Raw genomic sequence first — 20,633 nt, forward strand, 5'->3', positions numbered from 1 at the left:
CTATATTATAACAAATCAATCAAGCTAATATACTACTTCAGATTCAACACCTGTGATATTGACTGTAACGAGTTCTGATCGACAATTCGTAAATTCACGTTTCAATTCTCTTACTAGTTCGCCGCTTCGTTCTGGTGCGATCAAAGTTAATACAGTTGGGCCTGCACCACTAATAACAGTAGCATAAGATTTATATTGTTTTGCAATCTGTTTAATCGTTTGAAATTCTGGGATTAGATGTTGGCGATATGGTTCATGAAAACCATCTTGTTCCATCATTTTGCCTGCCAATTCATAATTCTGTTGTATTAAAGCACTAATCATCGTATTACTGATTGCACTATTTCTAACAGCGTTTTTATGCGAGAATGTTTCCGGCAAGACATTCCTTGAAAGCGTTGTACTCAATTCATTTGATGGTATTGTAATGATAATATCAGCTTTTGGCGGGTCAATATATGATACATCCGTCACTTTTGTTTCAGGATTATAATATCCTAAGACAAGCCCACCATAAATCGTGGGTGCCACATTATCAGGATGTCCTTCAAATTCAGTTGCCAACTGCAATAATTCATATTTAGAAAGCTCTATATCACCAAAATAATTCGCTATGTATAATCCACCTACGAGTGCAGAAGCAGAGGAACCTAAGCCTCTTGCTAACGGGATTTCACTTCTCATTTCAATAGATAGGGACGGTAAAGTCACATCATATTTATTGGCTACTTGCTGTGCAATTTGATAAATATAGTGTGTTTCATCTGTTGGTAATGATTCAACATTAGGGCCTATATGTTTAAATGACCATCTATTGCTATTATTGATACGCACATCAAGATACAAAAATTTATTTAATGCCATTCCAATAGAATCAAACCCGACACCTAAATTAGCAGTAGATGCCGGTATTTTTAAATGTAAGTGTACACTCATACTAAAGTGCTCCTTTAATATATTCTAAAATGCTTTCTCTATCATTTGGTAGTGGCTTAATTGGGTTATCTAATAATGAAATAGCTGTATCTGGATCTTTTAAGCCATTACCAGTCAATACTGACACTACGCGTTTACCCTTAGGTAACTTACCAGCACGATGTAACTTAATCAAACCAGCAATAGAGGCATTACTTGCAGGTTCACTAAATATACCTTCTTTTTGAGCCATCAATTGGTATGCTTCTAAAATTTCTTCGTCTGATACACTATCAATGAGGCCTTGTGATTCTTTTAGGGCATGATTAGCTTTATCCCAACTTGCTGGGTTACCAATTCTAATTGCAGTAGCTACCGTATCTGGATTCTTCACTACTTTATTTTGAACGATTGGTGATGCACCTTCAGCTTGGAACCCGTATAAATGAGGAAGTTGTGTATCATTTACGTCATGATACTCTTTAAATCCTTTCCAATATGCTGAAATATTACCAGCATTTCCAACCGGAATCGATAATATATCTGGTGCTTGGCCATTCAGCTGTTGAATTACTTCAAAAGCGCTTGTTTTTTGACCTTCAATACGATAAGGATTAACAGAGTTCACAAGCGCGATTTCACCATTTTTAGCCACTTCTTGTACAATTTCAAGCGCTTCATCAAAATTGCCTTCTATAGAAACAATTTCTGCACCGTACATAACTGCTTGTGACAATTTACCTAAAGCTATTTTCCCTTCTGGAATAACGACAATCGCTTTTAAGCCTGCTCTCGCAGCATACGCTGCTGCAGAGGCTGACGTATTGCCAGTTGAAGCACAAATCACAATTTTCTTGCCTTCTTCTTTAGCTTTTGCCATTGCCATTACCATGCCTCTATCTTTAAATGAACCTGTTGGATTTGCACCTTCATACTTAACATGTAATTCAATACCAAGCATTTCAGACATATTCTCGCAATATATCAAAGGCGTATGACCTTCATTTAAACTTACTTTTGGTGTATCAGCTGTCACTGGTAAATATGCTTTAAATTCTTCTACAAGTCCTTGCCAATTTTTCATAAACATTAAACTCCTTCAACTGGGTATATTTTCTGTACTACATAGCCTGATTCTTGAATCGTTACTATCGGTGATTCATCAATACCTATAATAACCACACCTGCAGTATGTGCATCACGTTCAGCCACTACTAATGATTTATGAACAGGTAATTCGCCTTTTAACAAGGTTTCAACTTGTTTTACATCTTCCCCATCTGTTTGGACTACAACATAATAACTTTCCTTACCTTTAATAACAATCGTATCTTCTTCATCATTCATCATTTCTTTGGTTTCTTCTGTTTTTAATTCAAAATGCGGGGGTAACGTATGTAAATTAGTATCAAAATTAAATGTTACATTTAATAAATCACTGACAACAGCACTTCCTGTTGCTAAACTACCCGCACCTTTACCATAAAACATTGTTTCTCCAACAGCGTCACCAATAACATAAATCGCGTTAAATTCATCTTCAACAGACGCTAACTGATGGCTTTTATCAATCAAAGTTGGTGCAACAGATGCATTGACCTGAGCATTTTCATATGTACCTTTACCTATCAATTTTATCTTATAGCCAAGTTTATCAGCTACTTTAATATCTGGTAGCGTAACATCGCTAATGCCATATCTATCAACTTCATCTAAATTAATTACTTGGTTAAACGATAAATACGAGGTAATGACGACTTTTCGTGCTGCATCAACACCTTCAACATCATCAGTTGGATCCGCTTCTGCAAACCCTAGACGTTGTGCTTCTGCCAAAGCTTCTTCAAATGATGTCTCTTCTTGAGTCATCTTACTTAAAATAAAGTTAGATGTACCATTTAAAATCCCCATAAATTTACTTATATTATTAGCATTTAAACCATTGTTTATCGCATTTACAATAGGAATACCGCCTGCAACACTAGCTTCATATTTTAAAGCAACGTCATTTTCTTGCGCTAAATGTTCTAACTCTCGTAAGTTTTCAGCTAACAAATCTTTATTTGCTGTAATCACATGTTTTTGCTCACTCAATGCGCGTTTTAACCATTCTACTGTAGGTTCAACGCCTCCGAGCACTTCGACGATAATATCTATTGAGTCATCATTAAATATATCTTCTATATCTTCTGTTAAGTTATATTTTGATGTGTTAATAGGCCGTTTTCTAGACTTGTCACGTACTAATATATGTCTAATATTAATATCTTTATTCATCGTTTCTCTAATTTGTTCTCTATTTTCTTCTATTATTTTTACTACACCAGAACCTACTGTTCCTAAACCAAGTAGTGCTACATTTAATTCTTTCATGTCTTCATTCCTCCGTTTGTTTATCTAAAAAATACAATTGTACAGTTGAAAAATACTTGAATATGGTATAGTATAAATTCATTCATTATTTTTGTAAAGTCTATGTATATTTAAAACGTATATATATATTATCACTCCTGTGATAAAAACTAAACTAAATTTTCTGATTTTTTAGAAAGGTTGTATAACATTATGAAAGTAACTAAATTCGGAGGAAGCTCTGTTTCCAATGCAGAGCAAATTAAAAAAGTATTAGATATTGTTAATTCAGATGAAGCTCGTAAAATTGTAGTTGTTTCAGCTCCAGGAAAGCGCGATAAAGATGATGTAAAAACCACTGATTTATTAATTCGACTTTACGAAAAAGTAATAGAACGATTGGACTACACTTCTAAAAAAGAGGAAATTATTCAACGCTACAAGGATATTATTAACGAACTCAATATGAGCGACACACTTTTAAAAACAATTGATGAGACTTTAGAAAATTACATAGCAACATTGAGGAAAAAACCATCAAGACTACTTGATGCTCTACTTTCATGTGGCGAGGATTTTAATGCTCAAATTATTGCAGAATATAATAACAGCCAAGGCATTCCAACGCGCTACATTTCACCTGGAGAAGCTGGTATTACCGTTACAGATTTACCTCAAAATGCGCAAATCTTAAATCAATCATATGAAGCACTGTATAAATTACGGTCATTTGAAGAAAAGTTAATCATTCCTGGATTTTTTGGTATTTCAAGACAAAATTACGTGGTCACATTTCCTCGTGGTGGTTCAGATATAACAGGAGCCATAGTAGCAAGAGGTGTGAGAGCGGATTTATATGAAAACTTTACAGATGTTTCAGGCATTTTTAGAGCCAACCCTTCTATTGTTAAAAACCCTGAAGTCATAAATGAAATTACCTATCGTGAAATGCGTGAGTTGTCTTATGCTGGTTTTGGTGTATTCCATGATGAAGCGTTACAACCATTACACAAAGATAGAATTCCTGTCGTTATAAAAAATACAAATAGACCTAATGATATAGGCACCTATATTAGACATGATAGAGAAATTGATTCAAATAGTGTTGTAAGTGGTATTAGCTGTGACAAAGATTTCACAGTATTAAATATTAAAAAATACCTTATGAATAGACAAGTTGGTTTTACACGTAAAATATTAGCTGTACTAGAAGACTATAATATTTCATTTGATCATATGCCATCAGGTATAGATAACATTAGTATCATCATGCGCTCTAAAGAGATACAAAACAAAGAGGAACAAGTACTTAATGATATACGTAAAAATTGTGATGTAGATGAGTTAAGCATTGAACATGATTTGGCAATTTTAATGGTAGTTGGTGAAGGCATGCATAGAATCGTTGGCACAGCTAGCACAATTACGCATGCACTTGCAGAATCAAATATCAACTTAAAAATGATGAACCAAGGCGCCTCAGAAATTTCTATGATGTTTGGTATCGATGTGACAGATGCCGAGAAAGCTGTCAATGCGACTTATGAATATTGTTACACTAAAAATTGTTTGAATATTTAAATAATAATTCAAAAATTTATGTCTATAAAAAAATCCTTCAAATCGTATAGACTCATTTGAAAGTTAATGAATACTATTGAATGATTTGAAGGGTTTTTAAATTGCTTTTTTTTCAGATATAAGTGCTTGGTTAATACGTTCATCTCCGACTACTAAGCGTAAAATAACAAATTGATAATAACTTAATGAATCAATTACGCTTCTATAATTCGGTAATTGATGATAATCAATCGGATCTAATAATTCATACATTAACACAATTTCAGGTTTAATATAATCTACATCCCATTTGATAGAATGAAAATAAATATGCTTTTCAGGTAATCGAATATTGTGATTCCATCTAAACATCCATTCATCATTTTCTACGTCATAAACGATGATTGTCATGATTAACTCATCATTTATATAAATATTTGCGTGAGTAACATCTGCAAATTTTAACTTTGAAAAATCAGTAGTAGTATTTGTACCGTCATGTAACACAATCGTATTATCTTTAGGTATAAACTTTAAAACTTCACCTAGATATTTTCTTTCGACACTAATATCAACCTTATCGTCTAAATTAAACTCATCATGAAGAAAGAGTTGTTTTGCGACTTCACCATTATATTTAAACAGTTCAGGTACATTTTCAGTTAAATTTTTTACAACTTCTTTAATATTCTTATTATTACTAACTGCCAAATCTGTACCTCCTATCAAAAGTAAGCGTTTCCATTAATAATTATTATATTATTTGTTGTCGTATTTTTCAATGTGAAAAGCACAAAAATGTGAACTTAAACACATTTTTATTTAAAACTTGCCAATATAGCTATAGTCTTGTCGATTTTGTTGGTTCAAAATGCTCGGTCTGTTAACAATAAATAATACTTCTGAACTATGGTATAAAGCCAACTGAATTTCAGCAATTTCTGGCAATGTTTGGTACAGCGCCTTATCTACCATGTAAGGTGCAGTTGCAAAATAGTAACGAATGCGGTATCTCGCAAATGTTTGGATCACTTCCGAACCAGTAATAATATGTAGTGCATTGTCTACTTTTCCATTCGGCATTATGATATTAAAATCAGTGTATCTTGCGACATATTTAATGATATCTGTTGAAAAAGTAATCACTGAAATTTTAAGATTAGCATCATATAATTCGTCAAGAATTTGATAATTAACTGGATGATTATCGAATGCAATAACATCTTCATTATTTATATTTTCTATTATGTAGTTGATATATTTTTTCATAGTCGTCAATTCAATGTCCTCCAAACAGACTTTTCAATACTTAGTTTCATTGATAATATATGTATTACCCGATTTAGCACTTATTTAATAGGCATATATGTTTTTTAATTCATTAATTTCTATAATAAATCAAATCGCTCTATTATATATTAAGTAGGAATTGCTTATAATTAAAAAATATGATTATACTAATATTGAACTTATTAGTTAGTTGTATTTGTACTAATATAAATAAAAGAGTAAAATATAGTTTATTAAAAATATTTAGATTAGGATGATACCAATGTTTTTCCCGATTATTTTAGCAATAATTATTGTAATACTATTATTAGTTATTATTATTGAAAGAAGAGTGATGAATCATAAGCTTGAGACTGAATCATACGCAAAAGATCAGTTAATAAATAAAATTAGTATCATCACGCGTGAAAACACATATTTAAAAAATCAAATGCTTGAAAAAGATGTAAATAATGATACACATCATCATGGATTAAGAAAAGCAAAACAGGATTTAAACGACATATTAAATCAATATCGAAGTGAAGGTTCAATTTCATTTTTTGATATTATCACAACTGGAAATTTAGCAGTGAAACATCCTTTGTTTGAATATGCTAGAGCTTTCGATTACATCGTCATTACTGAAAAAGGATTATTTAATATCAATGTGAAAAACTGGAAGCAAAAAACATTTTATCATTTCACGGTTGACCCAACAAATGACACACAAAATAATGGAAGCGATACAGTAAATCAAACGGTTGGACGTTATATTGCAAACCAATTCCACAGTCAATTTCAATCAACACGACCAACAACATACACATTTGTAGAAAGAATTAGAAATAATTCTATTATTTATGACTTTTATAACTATGATCCATATGAACAGTCTTCAAAAAATGCCAAAGCATTGGAAGATAGAATTGCAGACCAATTAAACCACAGAATTCAAAATATTGGTTTAGTTTATTTTACAGATGGCAGCGTCAATTTAATTGATGGACCTACAGAAAGACAAGATTTTGTAGAAACAGTTTCATCCAAATCTTCACTAAAAGAAGTCATTGGTGAGACGATTGTAAATGCTCAAGAATCATTAACTGAGGCACAATACAATGAATTGCTTGCACATTTTCACTAATTAAAAGGTATTTAAAAAGCTGCAATAGAGATTTTGTTACGTGACGACATATCTGAAAGTGATTTAAATGAAAGAATACAAACTTAGATTAAGTAAAGTTGAACACAGACAAACAAGCACGGTTAAAATCATAAAGATTTAAATATAAAAGAGAGCTAATCCATTAGGGTAGCTCTCTTTTTTGAGTATGGTTATTTATGTACCAGCCTCATTTGCGTTTAAGCCATTTGAAATTTTTAACTCCAAATATTTTCTTTATTGCTTTTAGCCATCTGTTCTGCTTTTTCGAATAAGTCTCTATATTTTCCATTTGGTGAAAAATATTTTTCTCTTGCCAATCCTTTTTTCACTAACAATTCATTGAACATGGTTTCTTTATCTAACCATACATATGCTAATGTGCGCCCATAACGATCTTCTTTTTCTTTATCATATTCTAAAAAGACATCTTTATCGGTTAAATGTTCTTTTGAAAAATCAGATGCTTCCTTACCATATGGTTGTACAGGTGTATTTGGTTTAACAGTCTCTGGCGTGTCTACACCTATCAACCTTACTTTAATTTGTTCATGCTGACTATTGTTTGCTACTATTGTGTCTCCATCAACCACACGCGCTACATGTACTTTCTCAGTTTGTTTTGGTCCAGTATGATTGTTATTGGAATCATTGGATGAAAAAGGGCCAGTACCATTAATAAACTGAAATGCCAGTACACCTAGTACAACTATACTTATAATTAATGTCGTAATTTTCTTTGTTGATTTCATTGTTGCACCCACTTTTTTTGAATATACCAAATTATCATATAGAAAATTAAAGTTTACGTCAAGATGCTCATTCCAAAGAAAAATTACGCTTTTACAACAAATGAAACTATAATAGTTCTTTATTTTAACTCACTTAACAAATCGTGCTATAATACTAAGATGATAGGAGTGAACAACTTGAGTATATTTAAGGAGAACATGATTACAGTTATTGCGATTGTTATAGCAATCATAGTGGGATTAATATTACAGTACCAATATCAATTCCCACCTCTTGTATCTGCAGTTGTAGCAATATTTTTAGGCCTTTTTATTGGATTTATTGTCTTTCTCATTCAAGTGATTGTAACTAAAAACAAGAAAAAATAGTACCTTCTGCCGAGTGTTTAAATCGGCAGTTTTTTATTTAAGTTAACATAATATTGTTATTGTTATTTTTATATATAGTAAAAAATAAGTTTTACTTTAGAAGTTATATTTATAAAATCGCTCGGTTTAATGTTTTTTCTAATAACGTCCATGCTTCGTAATCTTTTTCATTTGAAAGGATTGGTCTAAACCCATAATTTAGATACATATTAACCGCTTGATAACTAGTGGTTTGAGAAGTTAAAAACGCTTGGTTATGATATTGAGATAGGCGATTCATTGCTTCAGATAATAAAGGTTTAGACAATTGCTTACCTTGATACTCTGGGAGTATCGCCACCCAATGAATGCGTCCGCAAATTTTACTATCTCTTGTTAAATTTCCATACCATGCTGTTGTAGTACCTATGACTTCACCCTTAGGATTTTCAAGAAACAAACATCTTTGTTCCATTTCATGCATATTTTGTCCGAATTCAGTGTTAAAATGTGTCAATGCTTGATCTGTAGTATCAAATTCATTTACTTTCATTTCTAAATTTGCCCATTTTACTTCTTCTCCTATTTTAAAATTTCGAATTTTATATCCAACAGGCAATTCATACTGTGGAATACTTTCTAAATTTTCTCTTATCATCTGCACTTTTAAATATTTCATACCTTAACCCTCTCACTCACAAGCCATTTGTCATCAGAAAAAGGTTGAGACATGATGTTCGTCTCAACCTCAATTAGTATAGTTTTCAATTCACTGAACCTTACTTGCATTATAACTGATAACGCTTGTATTTACTCTACTTCTTTTATAAATGTTAATATAGCATGAAACTCTTCTTCATTTGCTGAGAAAGCACGCTCTTCTACTTCACGAACGGTTGAATTGAGTAATTGATAATCCGCTACTTCTTCATCTTTTAAATATGCATTTATGCTACTTTCTAATTCTTTTAAGGAACTCGCTTTTAATGTACTTAGTTTTACTTCTTGCATGTAACTACAACCCCTTTTAATTATTTTTAATCATTTTAATAAGATTAAAAGTTATTTTTACTTAAAAAACTATAAATATGATATGTTTTTTCAAAACCCCTAATCTTATTTTCAAAAATTATATCACTTCATACATATTTTACATAGTTTTTTTATTCTTTAATAGTTCAAACAATGCTTATCGTCCTCAATTTCCACCCAAAAAGCTTTAATTAATACAAATAGGTGCTTAAAAAAGCAATCCAAATCACTTATGAGTAAGTGACTCGGATTGCTTGTATAACTAGTGTTTGCCCCTTTTGCTTAGCACCTAGTATTGTTTTAAATATTGCTCTCTTTCCCATTCAGAAACTTGAGTTCTATAATAATCCCATTCAATAGATTTTGAATTTATAAATTGATTATAAATGTGATTACCCAAAGCCTCTTTAATAGAATCATTATCTTTCATTGCTTTAATAGCAGTATATAATGTTGATGGTAAATCTTGAATACCAACGGCTTCACGTTCTTCACGATTCATTTCATATATATTTTGATTTACTGGCTCAGGTACTTCTAATTTATTTTCAATACCATCTAAGCCCGCTTGTAAAATAGCCGCTAATGCTAAGTAAGGATTGGCTGCTGGATCTACTGAACGAACTTCTACACGTGTTGATAAACCACGTGAAGTTGGTACACGAATTAATGGCGAACGGTTTTTACCACTCCAAGCAATATAGCATGGTGCTTCATAACCTGGAACTAAACGTTTATAAGAATTAACCAATGGATTACATACACCAGTTAAACCTCGTGCATTTTTTAGAATACCTGCGATAAAATGATATGCATCTTTAGTCATTTCCATATCGCCTTCAGGATCGTAAAAGGCATTTTCTTTACCCTTGAAGAGTGACATATTGAAGTGCATGCCGCTTCCGTTCACACCAAATAATGGTTTAGGCATAAATGTTGCATGAAGATTGTGTTGACGTGCAATTGTTTTAACAACTAATTTAAATGTTTGGATATTATCACACGCAGTGATAGCATCTGCATATTTAAAATCAATTTCATGTTGTCCTGGTGCCACTTCATGGTGACTTGCTTCAATATCAAAGCCCATGTCCTCTAATTCTAAAACAATATCACGACGACAATTTTCACCTAAATCTGTAGGCGCAAGGTCGAAGTAACCACCATTATCATTTAATTCTAATGTTGGTTCACCTTTTTCATCTAATTTAAACAAGAAGAATTCAGGTTCTGGTCCTAAATTAAGTTCACTAAACCCTAAATCTTGCATGTTTTTTAATACACGTTTCAAGTTTGCACGTGGGTCACCTTCAAACGGTGTGCCGTCTGTTTTATAAACATCGCAGATAAGACGAGCCACTTTGCCTTGACCTGCTGTCCATGGGAAAATAACCCATGTATCTAAATCTGGACATAAATACATATCTGATTCTTCAATACGGACGAAGCCTTCGATTGAAGATCCATCAAACATCATTTCATTGTCTAAAACTTTTTCTAATTGGCTTACTGGTACTTCCACGTTTTTAATAACACCTAAAATATCAGTGAATTGCAAACGTAGGTATCTGACATTTTCTTCCTTAGCGAACTTGTGTATGTCTTCCTTGGTAAATGTACGTTTTGCCATTATAAATGTCCCCCATTAATTTTATTTGATAAATCGAGATAAGTCACCACGATTTATCGGAATCGCTTCTCGTTGTGGTTTCTGTGTAGCATCAACAATCATTTGTTTTCTCGTTTCTTGTTCATCATCAGAAAGGTGATCTTGTTCGTCATTTAAAATCTGTTTAATACCTTTTAAATTAAAGCCTTTTTCTATCAATCTTTTTATCTCTAAAAGGCGTTCCAAATCGTTTAACGAAAAAAGTCGTTTATTTCCTTCTGACCTATGTGGTTTAATCAGTTCATGTGTCTCATAATAGCGAACTTGTCTAGCAGTTAGTTCACTTAATTTCGTAACAACACTCATAGAGAAGACCGGCATGCTTCGTCGTATCGTATCTTTTGACTCCAATCCAATCACCTCTATTTTTGAACTTGTATTTAATTTAGCATAATTCTTAAAGCAATTCAAAAATATGTCAGGTTTTCTAACATATACTTCAAACCATTGATTTAATTAACTTTATAATGCACTTCCTACATTTAATCGCAGAATTTTCCGAAATTTTTCTATAATTAGAAATAGCCACATATGCATTTTAATTTGCTATTTGACATAGCTATAAATACAATGTGGCCTCTCTTTAAATTTATTAAAATATTTTTTCAACAGCTCTTGTTACAGCTAATTTAACGTGTTCATACGTTAAGCCACCTTGAACATAAGCCTCATACGGTGGTCTTATAGGACCATCTGCTGATAATTCAATTGAAGAACCTTGAACAAACGTACCCGCAGCCATAATGACATCATCTTCATAACCCGGCATATAAGATGGTTCAGGACTAAAATGTGCGTTAATCGGTGAAGCTGCTTGAATACTTTGGCAAAATTGAATCATCTGTTCCTTCGTATCAAAAGTGACCGTTTGAATTAAATCCGTTCTAGGCACATCAAATCTTGGTGAGGTGTGCATATTCATTTGTTCTAGTAACAAACTCGTAAATAATGCACCCTTCAAACTTTGGCTCACAACATGAGGCGCTAAGAAAAATCCTTGATACATTTCTTGTAACGAATATAGTGAGGCACCAGCTTCTTTACCAATTCCTGGCGCAGTTAAACGGTATCCACATCTTTCCACCAATGTTTCATTTCCAACGATATAACCACCGATTTTAGCTAGCCCTCCACCAGGGTTTTTAATTAAGGAACCAGCCATTAAATCAGCGCCGCACTCTATAGGTTCTCGTTCTTCTACAAATTCACCATAGCAATTATCTACAAATATTATGATTTCAGGATATTGCGCTTTTATTTGTTGAATTGCACTTTCTATTTTTGTTAAATCTATGGATGGTCGTTGATCATAACCTTTCGAACGCTGAATAGCGATGACCTTAGTTTGTGGTGATATTTTAGTTAATACCTTATCAATATCGATTTCACCGTGCTTTAAGTCTACTTTATTATATATTACTCCGTGTTCTTTTAAACTTTCTATACCATTACCATTAATACCTATCACTTCTAATAATGTATCATATGGATCACCTGTAATATACATTAATTCATCCCTATATTTCAAAGTACTTTGTAAAGCAATTGTAATCGCATGCGTACCAGAAATAATCTGAGGGCGCACTAATGCGTCTTCCGCCTTAAATGCATGTGCATATACAGCTTCTAGATGATCTCGACCTATATCATCATATCCATAACCCGTTGTGCCAAGTAAGTCACTTTCGGATACTTTAACAGCGTGGAACGCGTCCAACACTTTTTCTTGATTGATATAAGCAATCTCTTCTATATTTTTAAAATAAGGTTCTAGTTTTGCTTCTGTATCTGCTATTAATTGTTTCATATTTTTCATCGTAATTCTTCTTCCTATTCTTTTTTAAACCCTTTTACAGTATATGTTGCATCTTTCTCATTAAATATGATTTCTGTGACGAGTGTATGTTGTTTCAAGAAATATAATCTATCCGCATCAGCACTTGAGACATTTTCTTCATAAAAAGTTAAAGCTGATTTAACTTGCTCTATAAGTAATTGTTTCACTTTGTCTTCATCTTCTTCATTTTTACTCGAAACAAAAACTGATGGTAAATGAGTTGTTGGCATAGTTCCTTCGTGTAAATCTTTTTTATTAAAAATAATAGCTTGTGGAATATGCCCCATATCTAAGTCACCTATGATTTGGTTTACTGTATCATACTGAACTCGATATTCAGGATGACTAGCATCCACAACATGTAATAGCAAATCTGCGCCTTTCGCCTCTTCTAAAGTGGATTTAAACGCAGCAATGAGTGTAGTTGGTAGTTTTTGAATAAAACCAACCGTATCAGATATGATTAGGTTAAATCCATCATTGATTTGAATTTGTCTTGTTTTAGGATCTAGCGTAGCAAAAAGCAAGTTTTTCTCATAAGTAGCTTCATTCGCCAATGCATTAAACCAAGATGATTTACCAGCGTTTGTATATCCAATAAGTGCTACTTGAAACACATTATTTTGTTCACGTTTGTTGCGATATCGCTCTCGATGTTCAACCACCGTTTCTAATTGATGTTTGATTTCATTCATACGTGTTCTAATATGACGACGATCCATTTCTAACTTAGTTTCACCTGGACCTCTCGTTCCGATGCCACCACCTAATCTTGATAAACTGCGCCCATGACCTTGAAGTCTAGGTAATAAATAATCTAATTGCGCTAATTCTACCTGAAGCTTACCTTCTTTACTTCTTGCTCGAAGTGCAAATATCTCTAAAATCAGTTGTGTTCTGTCGATAATTTTAACGTTCAGATTACCATTTAATGTTTTTGACTGGGCTGTAGTCAATTCATCATTAGCAACAAGTACATCTATATCATTCATTTCTATATAAGCTTTTATGTCCTCTAATTTACCTTTTCCAACGTAATATTTATTATCAAAATGTTGTCTGTTCTGGGTAAATTCAGCTTGTACATTTAATTGGCATGTTTCAGACAATGAAGCTAATTCTTCCATTGTTGATTCAAAATCAAACACTTCATCGGTTTGAGCTTGTACGCCAACTAAAATCGCTGTCTCTAATTCTTTTTTAGTCGTATGTGTTTGTTGGCTCATAACATGCACCTCTTTCAAAGTTTTCTTTGCTATTTTATCATAGTGTTTATATAAAGACTATCTTCTCAAATTATGTTAAATTAATAATAAGAGGTGACACGATATGACAATATACGATATAGAAGTTCAAAAACCAAATAGCGAAACTTACAAGTTAGAAGAATATAAAAACAAAGTATTGCTAATTGTTAATACTGCAAGTGAGTGTGGTTTCACACCACAATTTGAAGGACTACAACACTTATATGACAACTATAAAGATCGAGGATTTGTTGTGCTAGGTTTTCCATGTAACCAATTCGGAGGTCAAGAACCAGGTACGGGTGAAGAAGCTACTCAAAACTGTAAAATTAACTATGGCGTTTCTTTCCCAATGCACGAAAAAATTGATGTCAAAGGCGAAAATCAACACCCTTTATATCAATTTCTGACTGAACAACAAAATGGCTTTTTCAATGAAAAAATCAAATGGAACTTCACCAAATTTTTAATCGATAGAGAAGGTAATGTAACTAATCGATATGCGCCACAGAAAAAACCAAGTCAAATTGAAGCTGATATTGAAGCGTTATTATAAATAAATTACTGATTTAAAGAAGAAAACTACACTTGATAATTTCTATCAAAGTGTAGCTTTCTTCTTTTAAAGTATGCAAAAATAAATTGTTTTTTTAATGTTATACTTCTTCTACTGCATCATCATCAAGTGTGAATGTACTGATAGCATGTTTATAAATAAGATGTTGCTTTCCTTGTGTTAATAAACAAACCAAATTGTCATCATAATCTTCGATAATACCTTTCATTTGAAAACCATTCACTAAAAATACGATAACTTTCGTTTGATCAGCCTTAAATTGTCCTAGGAATTTATCTTGGATGTTTTCTGTTGTATTCATGTTATGTTCTCCTTTTCTTTATTTGGACTGAAACTTCATCTAACATCAATGAAAGTGACATTATCTCTCTATCTAACCATACTACGTCGAGCTTGTTTTTGAACCAAGTCATTTGTCTTTTAGCATAATTTCTAGAATGCTTTTTCAATTTATTTGTTGCTTCGGCTAGACTAGCCTCATTTTTAATTACAGGTAACATCTCTTTATATCCGATAGCTTGCATACTTTGACAAGTTTCAAAACCATCTTCAACGAGTTGTTTCACTTCATTTAGTAATCCGCGTTCCAACATTATATCTACACGTTTATTAATTCTTTGATATAAAGTTTCGCGTGACATTTCTATCCCTATTAATAATGTATCATAATTTTCTGTATATTGTTGATTTTTCTTGCGTGAACTTAAAAGTTTTTTTGTTTTTAAATAATATTCAATCGCTCTACGTACCCTTTTACGATTATTTGGGTGAATAGTATCAGCTGAATCTTTATCTATCGAAGCTAAATAATCATGCAATGCTTCATTTGATAATGAATCTAATTCATTTAGCGTATAGTCTACTTTAATTTGTTGTGCTTCAGATATCGTTTCATCTTCGAAAGCATAATTATAAATTAATGATTGGATATACAAACCTGTACCGCCTACGATGATAGGCATATGACCTCTAGCCGTAATTTCATCTATTAAATTTTGCGCTCTATTTTTAAAATCATACGCAGAAAATGTTTCATCAGGTTCAAGAATATCTATCATATGATGTGGAATATCCGCCATCTCTTCTCTATTTATTTTTGCTGTTCCAATATCCATATGTTTATAGACTTGCATAGAATCTCCGCTAATAATTTCACCATTAAATCTTTTAGCCAATTCGATGCTTAATTCTGTTTTACCAACAGCTGTTGGACCAACTAATGCAATTATAAAAGGTTTATCGCTCTGCACTTATATCAACTCTCTTTATGCTTTATCTACTCTGTTATATTTTTTTAAAATTTGTCTTTCTATCCAATCATACATATGTTGCCACGTAGTCGTAGCATCTTTTTCAAATAACACTTCATGTCTTTTATTTTTGTATAAATGTACTGTAATATGATGAATATTACCCTTTTTATATAGTTTTCCTAAATGTCTAATCCCTTTTCCATAATTGCCTATCGCATCATCTTTTCCAGAAATTAGTAAAATAGGAAGATCTGACTTCATTTTTTTTATGTTTTTTAATTTGCTTGTCTGTAACATATACTTTACTGTTTCAAAAATCAGTTGATTTGAGACTAAAAATCCAGTAAAAGGGTCTTTTTCAAATTTTTCAACTTCTTGGTCATCGCTGGATAACCAATCATTTTTCGATTTGTTGTTTTTTATATTTTTATTGAAAGTTTTATACATTATTTGGTTTAACCATTTCAAACGACGTCTTTTACCAGTTATTAAAGTGATAAGCTTTAAAATTATTTGTACGCATTTCCCTAAATACTTAGGGTATTGCATTGTTCCTGATAGAATCATGCCTTGTGCGACATCTGGATATTTTTGTGTGAAAATTCTAGCAATAATAGAACCCATAGAATGCCCCAATATAATATATGGCGTATGCACAGTATCTGAATACAACGTCTGTGCAATTTCAAAAGTATCATCTGCCACTTGCTCCATACTATCAATGTGACCACGTTCATATGATGCTATATCTTTACCATGCCCTCTATGGTTGTGTCGTAGTACATCATATCCTTGTTGGTTTAATGAATCAATAAGTGCATCATATCGATCCATATGTTCTGCCATGCCATGAAGTAAGTGTATCACACCAATCGTGTCTTTTTTCGCCTTATTCAATTTCACTTCTAAAGTCGTTCCATCTGCAACAGTGATTTTAAACTCATTTCCACTCATGTTTTACCCCCAAATCACGTTTCATTTCATTCATCATACATTATACAATATACCTTCAAAATACACTGTTTTCAAATACAATGCTATTCGGCTTATCACTTGTTACAGCGCTATTATTGATAAAATTAAATGCAAAACCTCATTAAAAATATAAAAACCCCTCCAAAGTCTACATTTTTTAATGTCTACTTTGAAGGGAAAGAACTATTGTTCAAAATTTAAATCTACTAACTCATTATTGGATAAAGATCAAATGTTAGATTCGGACAATATTTAATTTATTCTTTAACTGCAGGTTGATTATTACCTGTTTGTGCTTCATCAATTGCAGTTTGAAGTTCTTTTGTAAACAAGTCTTTTTGAATATCTGTGTAACCTAGTAATTCAGCCATTACATCAATAACTTGATCTTTATAATTGAGAACGTCATCTATTTTGAAATAAAGTTTACCAGTACGACGAATAAAGAAATCTGTTGGACGATGAACCATTTCGTTTTGAATAGAATAAATCAATTCTGTATAAATATCTAATGGTAAACCAGATTCTTGATATTGTGCTGTTTGAGCAATTTTGAATAATTCTTCTACATTTGAACCATATTTCGTTGCAAAATGACGTGCTGTCGCATCATCTATTTGATAAGCTTTAGCATCTTCAACTTTTTTATCAATAAATTGATCAAAGTTTGCACTACCACCAACATCTCCACCAGAAATTGGTAAGTGTTTTGTAGCACATTTATCAAATTTCAAACCGTATTCTGATTTTAAGCGTTTAGATAAAAGGTCTACAATTTCTAATGCCATATGACGATAACCAGTTAATTTACCACCAGCAATTGTAAGTAGGCCTGATTTACCTTCCCAAACTTCATCTTTACGAGATATTTCTGATGGGTCTTTACCTTCTTCTAAAATTAATGGTCTTACGCCAGCCCATGATGACTCAATATCTTCATCAGCTACATTTACATCTGGGAACATATAGTTGATCGCATCAATTAAGTAATCTCTGTCTTCTTGTGTAGCTAATGGTGATGTTTTATCGTTATCGTAAAATGTATCTGTTGTACCTACGTATGCTTTACCTTCACGAGGAATCGCAAAAATCATACGTCCATCTTTTTCAGTATCAAAGTATACTGCTTGTCCTAATGGGAATTTTGATTGATCAATAACAATATGAACACCTTTTGTTAAACGTAATTGTTTGTTATTACGTGCATAATCACCACTACGTACTTCATCTACCCATGGGCCACTTGCATTGATTACTTTTTTAGCCTTAATTGGATAAGTCTCACCAGAAATTTGGTCTTCTGCATGGATACCGTTGACCTTTTCATTTGAATCATATGTGAAATGTACTGATTTCGTATGATTGATTACTGTGGCACCTTTTTCAGCTGCACGTTTCATGACTTCAATTGTTAAACGCGCATCATCTGTACGATATTCAACATAAGATCCGCCACCTTTTAATCCTGATTTTTTAACAAGTGGCTCTTTCGCTAACGTTTCTTTAGCATTTAACATTGTTTTACGTTCTGATTTTTTAACGCCTGCTAGTCTATCATACATTGCTAGGCCAATAGATGTAGTAAATTTACCCATAGAGCCACCTTTATGCATTGGCAATAGCATACGTTCAGGTGTCGTTACATGAGGCCCATTTTCATATACAATTGCACGTTCACGTCCAGTTTCTGCTACAACGCCAACTTGCAATTGTTTCAAGTAACGCAAACCACCATGCACTAATTTTGTTGAACGTGAACTTGTACCTTGTGCAAAGTCTTGCATTTCTACTAACGCGACTTTCATACCTCTTTGTGTTGCATCTAATGCAATACCTGCACCAGTAATACCTCCACCGATAATGACAACATCAAAAGTATCATTTTTTAAATCTTGCTTAATCTGTTCTCTTTTCAAAGTTGATAAACTCATAAAATCTAGCGCCTCCTAGTAGTAATAAAAAAAGAGAGACCTATCCCATACATATATAATTGTACGAACAGTGTCTCTCAATTCTCATCTCGATAATATTAACTTACCCTTATTATAGCATAAGAAACTTAGATAAGTCTAATTCTTTTATTCTTCGTCTAGCTTAAAGACTTGAGTGGCCTCTACAGCTTTTTTCCAGCCTTTGTATAATTTATTTCTTTCTTTTTCTTCCATATCTGGATTAAATTCTTTTTCAAGTTTCCAACGGTTAGCAATTTCATCTTTACTATCCCAGAAACCTACAGCTAAACCAGCTAAATAAGCTGCACCTAAAGCTGTTGTTTCGTTAATTTCTGGACGTTCCACACTCACGTTTAATAAGTCTGATTGGAATTGCATAATAAAGTTATTTTTAACAGCACCACCATCGACACGTAGGTTATTTACTGTAATATCAGAATCTTTTTCCATTGCTTCAAGCACATCACGTGTTTGATAACACAATGATTCTAATGTAGCACGAATAAAGTGTTCTTTTTCAGTACCACGCGTTAAACCAAAGATTGCTCCACGTGCATCAGCATCCCAATATGGTGTTCCTAAACCTACGAATGCTGGCACAACATAAACACCTTCCGTAGATTCTACACGTTCCGCGTAATTTTCTGATTGTGGTGCAGAATTAATCATTCTCAATCCATCTCTCAACCATTGAATAGCTGATCCTGAAACAAAGATAGAACCTTCAAGTGCATAATTAACTTTTCCGTCTAGTCCATAGGCAATTGTTGTTAATAATCCACTTTCAGATGCTACAGCTTCTTCACCTGTGTTCATCAGCATAAAGCCACCAGTACCGTAAGTGTTTTTTACATCTCCACGTTCAAAGCATGCTTGACCAAATAATGCTGCCTGTTGGTCACCTGCAATACCAGCAATTGGAATTTCTTGTCCGAAGAAATGATAATCAATGGTATTTGCATAAACTTCACTAGATTCTTTAACCTCAGGTAACATAGTATTTGGAATTTCTAATATATCCAATAATTCTTGGTCCCATTCTAAATCATGGATATTATAAATCAACGTACGGCTTGCATTCGTATAATCTGTAATATGAGCTTTACCACCAGATAATTTCCACACTAGCCAAGAATCAATAGTACCGAATAATAAATCTCCATTATCAGCTTTCTCTCTAGCACCTTCCACATTATCTAGAATCCATTTAACTTTTGTTCCAGCAAAATATGGATCTAGTAAAAGACCTGTTTTTTCTCTAAATTTATCTTCTAAACCTTGTTCCTTTAATTCTTGACAGATGCCTTGAGTTTGACGAGATTGCCAAACAATCGCATGATACACTGGTCTTGATGTTTTCTTATCCCATACTACCGTAGTTTCACGTTGGTTTGTAATACCAATACCAGCTATTTGATCTGCACCGATGTTTTCTTCATTTAAAACTTCCGCCATAACAGCTAAAACGGACGTCCAAATTTCATTGGCATCATGTTCTACCCAGCCTGATTTTGGAAAATATTGTTTGAATTCACGCTGTGCAACTCCTTTAATTTTTCCATCTTGATCAAATAGAATTGCTCTCGAACTCGTAGTGCCTTGGTCGATTGACAAAATATATTTTTCCATAATGATTAGCTCCCTCTTCAAATGTTCGTAATACGAATTACATATGTAATTCACATTGATATATACTTCTCTGTACCCAATTTTTATTAGTTCACTCAACT

General features: G+C 32.7%; 21 protein-coding genes. 4 read left to right on the plus strand and 17 right to left on the minus strand.

The genetic code is table 11. The features are described 5' to 3' along the window. Positions 1-24: 24 nt before the first annotated feature. Genes thrB through AB1J10_RS07235 form a run of 3 tightly spaced genes read right to left on the minus strand, consistent with a single transcriptional unit; the run spans position 25 to position 3,288 of the window. Positions 25-936, minus strand: a complete 912-nt coding sequence (thrB, locus tag AB1J10_RS07225; protein ID WP_070037790.1) for a homoserine kinase — start codon at positions 934-936, stop codon at positions 25-27. Position 937: 1 nt separating this feature from the next. Continuing rightward, a complete protein-coding gene (gene thrC / locus AB1J10_RS07230) occupies positions 938-1,999 on the minus strand; it encodes a threonine synthase (protein ID WP_070037793.1) in 1,062 nt (353 codons plus the stop codon). A gap of 5 nt (positions 2,000-2,004) precedes the next feature. Next, the gene (locus tag AB1J10_RS07235; RefSeq protein ID WP_369003073.1) at positions 2,005-3,288 is read right to left on the minus strand and encodes a homoserine dehydrogenase; all 1,284 of its coding nucleotides are present in this window, start codon (positions 3,286-3,288) and stop codon (positions 2,005-2,007) included. A 192-nt stretch (positions 3,289-3,480) separates the two neighbouring features. Between AB1J10_RS07235 and AB1J10_RS07240 the strand changes: the two genes are divergently transcribed. After that, on the plus strand, positions 3,481-4,848 hold the full coding sequence (locus AB1J10_RS07240) for an aspartate kinase (protein ID WP_064209011.1): 1,368 nt from the start codon (positions 3,481-3,483) through the stop codon (positions 4,846-4,848). Positions 4,849-4,944: 96 nt separating this feature from the next. Here AB1J10_RS07240 and AB1J10_RS07245 read toward each other — a convergent pair whose 3' ends face one another. Both AB1J10_RS07245 and AB1J10_RS07250 read right to left on the minus strand, forming a co-directional pair. Beyond that, entirely contained in the window at positions 4,945-5,538 is a 594-nt protein-coding gene (locus AB1J10_RS07245; RefSeq protein WP_046208579.1) for a hypothetical protein, read from the minus strand. A gap of 111 nt (positions 5,539-5,649) precedes the next feature. Next, the gene (locus AB1J10_RS07250; protein ID WP_225309946.1) at positions 5,650-6,096 is read right to left on the minus strand and encodes a hypothetical protein; all 447 of its coding nucleotides are present in this window, start codon (positions 6,094-6,096) and stop codon (positions 5,650-5,652) included. Between the two features lie 283 nt (positions 6,097-6,379). Between AB1J10_RS07250 and AB1J10_RS07255 the strand changes: the two genes are divergently transcribed. After that, a complete protein-coding gene (locus AB1J10_RS07255; protein WP_046208581.1) occupies positions 6,380-7,243 on the plus strand; it encodes an NERD domain-containing protein in 864 nt (287 codons plus the stop codon). Positions 7,244-7,479: 236 nt separating this feature from the next. Here the strand turns inward: AB1J10_RS07255 and nucI are convergent, their stop codons facing one another. Further along, on the minus strand, positions 7,480-8,013 hold the full coding sequence (gene nucI / locus AB1J10_RS07260; RefSeq protein ID WP_070037797.1) for a thermonuclease NucI: 534 nt from the start codon (positions 8,011-8,013) through the stop codon (positions 7,480-7,482). A 177-nt stretch (positions 8,014-8,190) separates the two neighbouring features. On the opposite strand from nucI, the gene AB1J10_RS07265 reads away from it, so the two are divergent. Further along, complete coding sequence (locus AB1J10_RS07265) at positions 8,191-8,382, plus strand: hypothetical protein (protein ID WP_046208583.1); 192 nt, start codon at positions 8,191-8,193, stop codon at positions 8,380-8,382. Between the two features lie 109 nt (positions 8,383-8,491). Here the strand turns inward: AB1J10_RS07265 and AB1J10_RS07270 are convergent, their stop codons facing one another. The 6 genes from AB1J10_RS07270 to hflX all read right to left on the minus strand — a co-directional run bounded on the left by AB1J10_RS07270 (position 8,492) and on the right by hflX (position 14,125). Continuing rightward, the gene (locus AB1J10_RS07270) at positions 8,492-9,040 is read right to left on the minus strand and encodes a GNAT family N-acetyltransferase (RefSeq protein ID WP_046208584.1); all 549 of its coding nucleotides are present in this window, start codon (positions 9,038-9,040) and stop codon (positions 8,492-8,494) included. A 131-nt stretch (positions 9,041-9,171) separates the two neighbouring features. Beyond that, complete coding sequence (locus tag AB1J10_RS07275; RefSeq protein WP_046208585.1) at positions 9,172-9,372, minus strand: hypothetical protein; 201 nt, start codon at positions 9,370-9,372, stop codon at positions 9,172-9,174. Between the two features lie 310 nt (positions 9,373-9,682). Beyond that, positions 9,683-11,023: a type I glutamate--ammonia ligase gene (glnA, locus tag AB1J10_RS07280; RefSeq protein ID WP_046208586.1), complete on the minus strand. Its 1,341-nt coding sequence runs from the start codon at positions 11,021-11,023 to the stop codon at positions 9,683-9,685. Positions 11,024-11,044: 21 nt separating this feature from the next. Then, complete coding sequence (locus AB1J10_RS07285) at positions 11,045-11,413, minus strand: MerR family transcriptional regulator (RefSeq protein WP_073342234.1); 369 nt, start codon at positions 11,411-11,413, stop codon at positions 11,045-11,047. Positions 11,414-11,654: 241 nt separating this feature from the next. Then, positions 11,655-12,878 carry a methionine gamma-lyase family protein gene (locus tag AB1J10_RS07290; RefSeq protein WP_070037799.1) on the minus strand — a complete coding sequence of 408 codons (1,224 nt, stop codon included), beginning with the start codon at positions 12,876-12,878 and terminating at the stop codon, positions 11,655-11,657. Between the two features lie 14 nt (positions 12,879-12,892). After that, positions 12,893-14,125, minus strand: a complete 1,233-nt coding sequence (gene hflX, locus AB1J10_RS07295; RefSeq protein WP_046208588.1) for a GTPase HflX — start codon at positions 14,123-14,125, stop codon at positions 12,893-12,895. Positions 14,126-14,228: 103 nt separating this feature from the next. Between hflX and AB1J10_RS07300 the strand changes: the two genes are divergently transcribed. Beyond that, positions 14,229-14,702, plus strand: coding sequence for a glutathione peroxidase (locus AB1J10_RS07300; protein WP_070037801.1), 474 nt, complete (start codon positions 14,229-14,231; stop codon positions 14,700-14,702). A 100-nt stretch (positions 14,703-14,802) separates the two neighbouring features. Here AB1J10_RS07300 and hfq read toward each other — a convergent pair whose 3' ends face one another. The 5 genes from hfq to glpK all read right to left on the minus strand — a co-directional run bounded on the left by hfq (position 14,803) and on the right by glpK (position 20,532). Continuing rightward, positions 14,803-15,024, minus strand: coding sequence for an RNA chaperone Hfq (gene hfq / locus AB1J10_RS07305; protein ID WP_070037804.1), 222 nt, complete (start codon positions 15,022-15,024; stop codon positions 14,803-14,805). A gap of 1 nt (position 15,025) precedes the next feature. Further along, on the minus strand, positions 15,026-15,973 hold the full coding sequence (miaA, locus tag AB1J10_RS07310; protein WP_070037808.1) for a tRNA (adenosine(37)-N6)-dimethylallyltransferase MiaA: 948 nt from the start codon (positions 15,971-15,973) through the stop codon (positions 15,026-15,028). A gap of 15 nt (positions 15,974-15,988) precedes the next feature. Beyond that, the gene (locus AB1J10_RS07315; RefSeq protein ID WP_070037811.1) at positions 15,989-16,930 is read right to left on the minus strand and encodes an alpha/beta fold hydrolase; all 942 of its coding nucleotides are present in this window, start codon (positions 16,928-16,930) and stop codon (positions 15,989-15,991) included. Between the two features lie 278 nt (positions 16,931-17,208). Then, positions 17,209-18,882: a glycerol-3-phosphate dehydrogenase/oxidase gene (locus tag AB1J10_RS07320; protein WP_064209015.1), complete on the minus strand. Its 1,674-nt coding sequence runs from the start codon at positions 18,880-18,882 to the stop codon at positions 17,209-17,211. A gap of 147 nt (positions 18,883-19,029) precedes the next feature. Further along, positions 19,030-20,532 (minus strand): glycerol kinase GlpK, encoded by a 1,503-nt coding sequence (glpK, locus tag AB1J10_RS07325; RefSeq protein ID WP_046208594.1) that lies wholly within the window; start codon positions 20,530-20,532, stop codon positions 19,030-19,032. Positions 20,533-20,633 lie beyond the last annotated feature (101 nt).

This window comes from Staphylococcus cohnii species complex 1663 (assembly GCF_041008415.1).
GTDB lineage: Bacteria > Bacillota > Bacilli > Staphylococcales > Staphylococcaceae > Staphylococcus > Staphylococcus ureilyticus.

Coding starts and splice junctions, on each gene's coding strand:
- thrB (WP_070037790.1), bottom strand. CDS start 936: ATGAGTGTACACTTACATTTAAAAATACCGGCATCTACTGCTAATTTA.
- thrC (WP_070037793.1), bottom strand. CDS start 1,999: ATGAAAAATTGGCAAGGACTTGTAGAAGAATTTAAAGCATATTTACCA.
- AB1J10_RS07235 (WP_369003073.1), bottom strand. CDS start 3,288: ATGAAAGAATTAAATGTAGCACTACTTGGTTTAGGAACAGTAGGTTCT.
- AB1J10_RS07240 (WP_064209011.1), top strand. CDS start 3,481: ATGAAAGTAACTAAATTCGGAGGAAGCTCTGTTTCCAATGCAGAGCAA.
- AB1J10_RS07250 (WP_225309946.1), bottom strand. CDS start 6,096: ATGAAAAAATATATCAACTACATAATAGAAAATATAAATAATGAAGAT.
- AB1J10_RS07255 (WP_046208581.1), top strand. CDS start 6,380: ATGTTTTTCCCGATTATTTTAGCAATAATTATTGTAATACTATTATTA.
- nucI (WP_070037797.1), bottom strand. CDS start 8,013: ATGAAATCAACAAAGAAAATTACGACATTAATTATAAGTATAGTTGTA.
- AB1J10_RS07270 (WP_046208584.1), bottom strand. CDS start 9,040: ATGAAATATTTAAAAGTGCAGATGATAAGAGAAAATTTAGAAAGTATT.
- AB1J10_RS07275 (WP_046208585.1), bottom strand. CDS start 9,372: ATGCAAGAAGTAAAACTAAGTACATTAAAAGCGAGTTCCTTAAAAGAA.
- glnA (WP_046208586.1), bottom strand. CDS start 11,023: ATGGCAAAACGTACATTTACCAAGGAAGACATACACAAGTTCGCTAAG.
- AB1J10_RS07290 (WP_070037799.1), bottom strand. CDS start 12,878: ATGAAAAATATGAAACAATTAATAGCAGATACAGAAGCAAAACTAGAA.
- hflX (WP_046208588.1), bottom strand. CDS start 14,125: ATGAGCCAACAAACACATACGACTAAAAAAGAATTAGAGACAGCGATT.
- AB1J10_RS07300 (WP_070037801.1), top strand. CDS start 14,229: ATGACAATATACGATATAGAAGTTCAAAAACCAAATAGCGAAACTTAC.
- hfq (WP_070037804.1), bottom strand. CDS start 15,024: ATGAATACAACAGAAAACATCCAAGATAAATTCCTAGGACAATTTAAG.
- AB1J10_RS07315 (WP_070037811.1), bottom strand. CDS start 16,930: ATGAGTGGAAATGAGTTTAAAATCACTGTTGCAGATGGAACGACTTTA.
- AB1J10_RS07320 (WP_064209015.1), bottom strand. CDS start 18,882: ATGAGTTTATCAACTTTGAAAAGAGAACAGATTAAGCAAGATTTAAAA.
- glpK (WP_046208594.1), bottom strand. CDS start 20,532: ATGGAAAAATATATTTTGTCAATCGACCAAGGCACTACGAGTTCGAGA.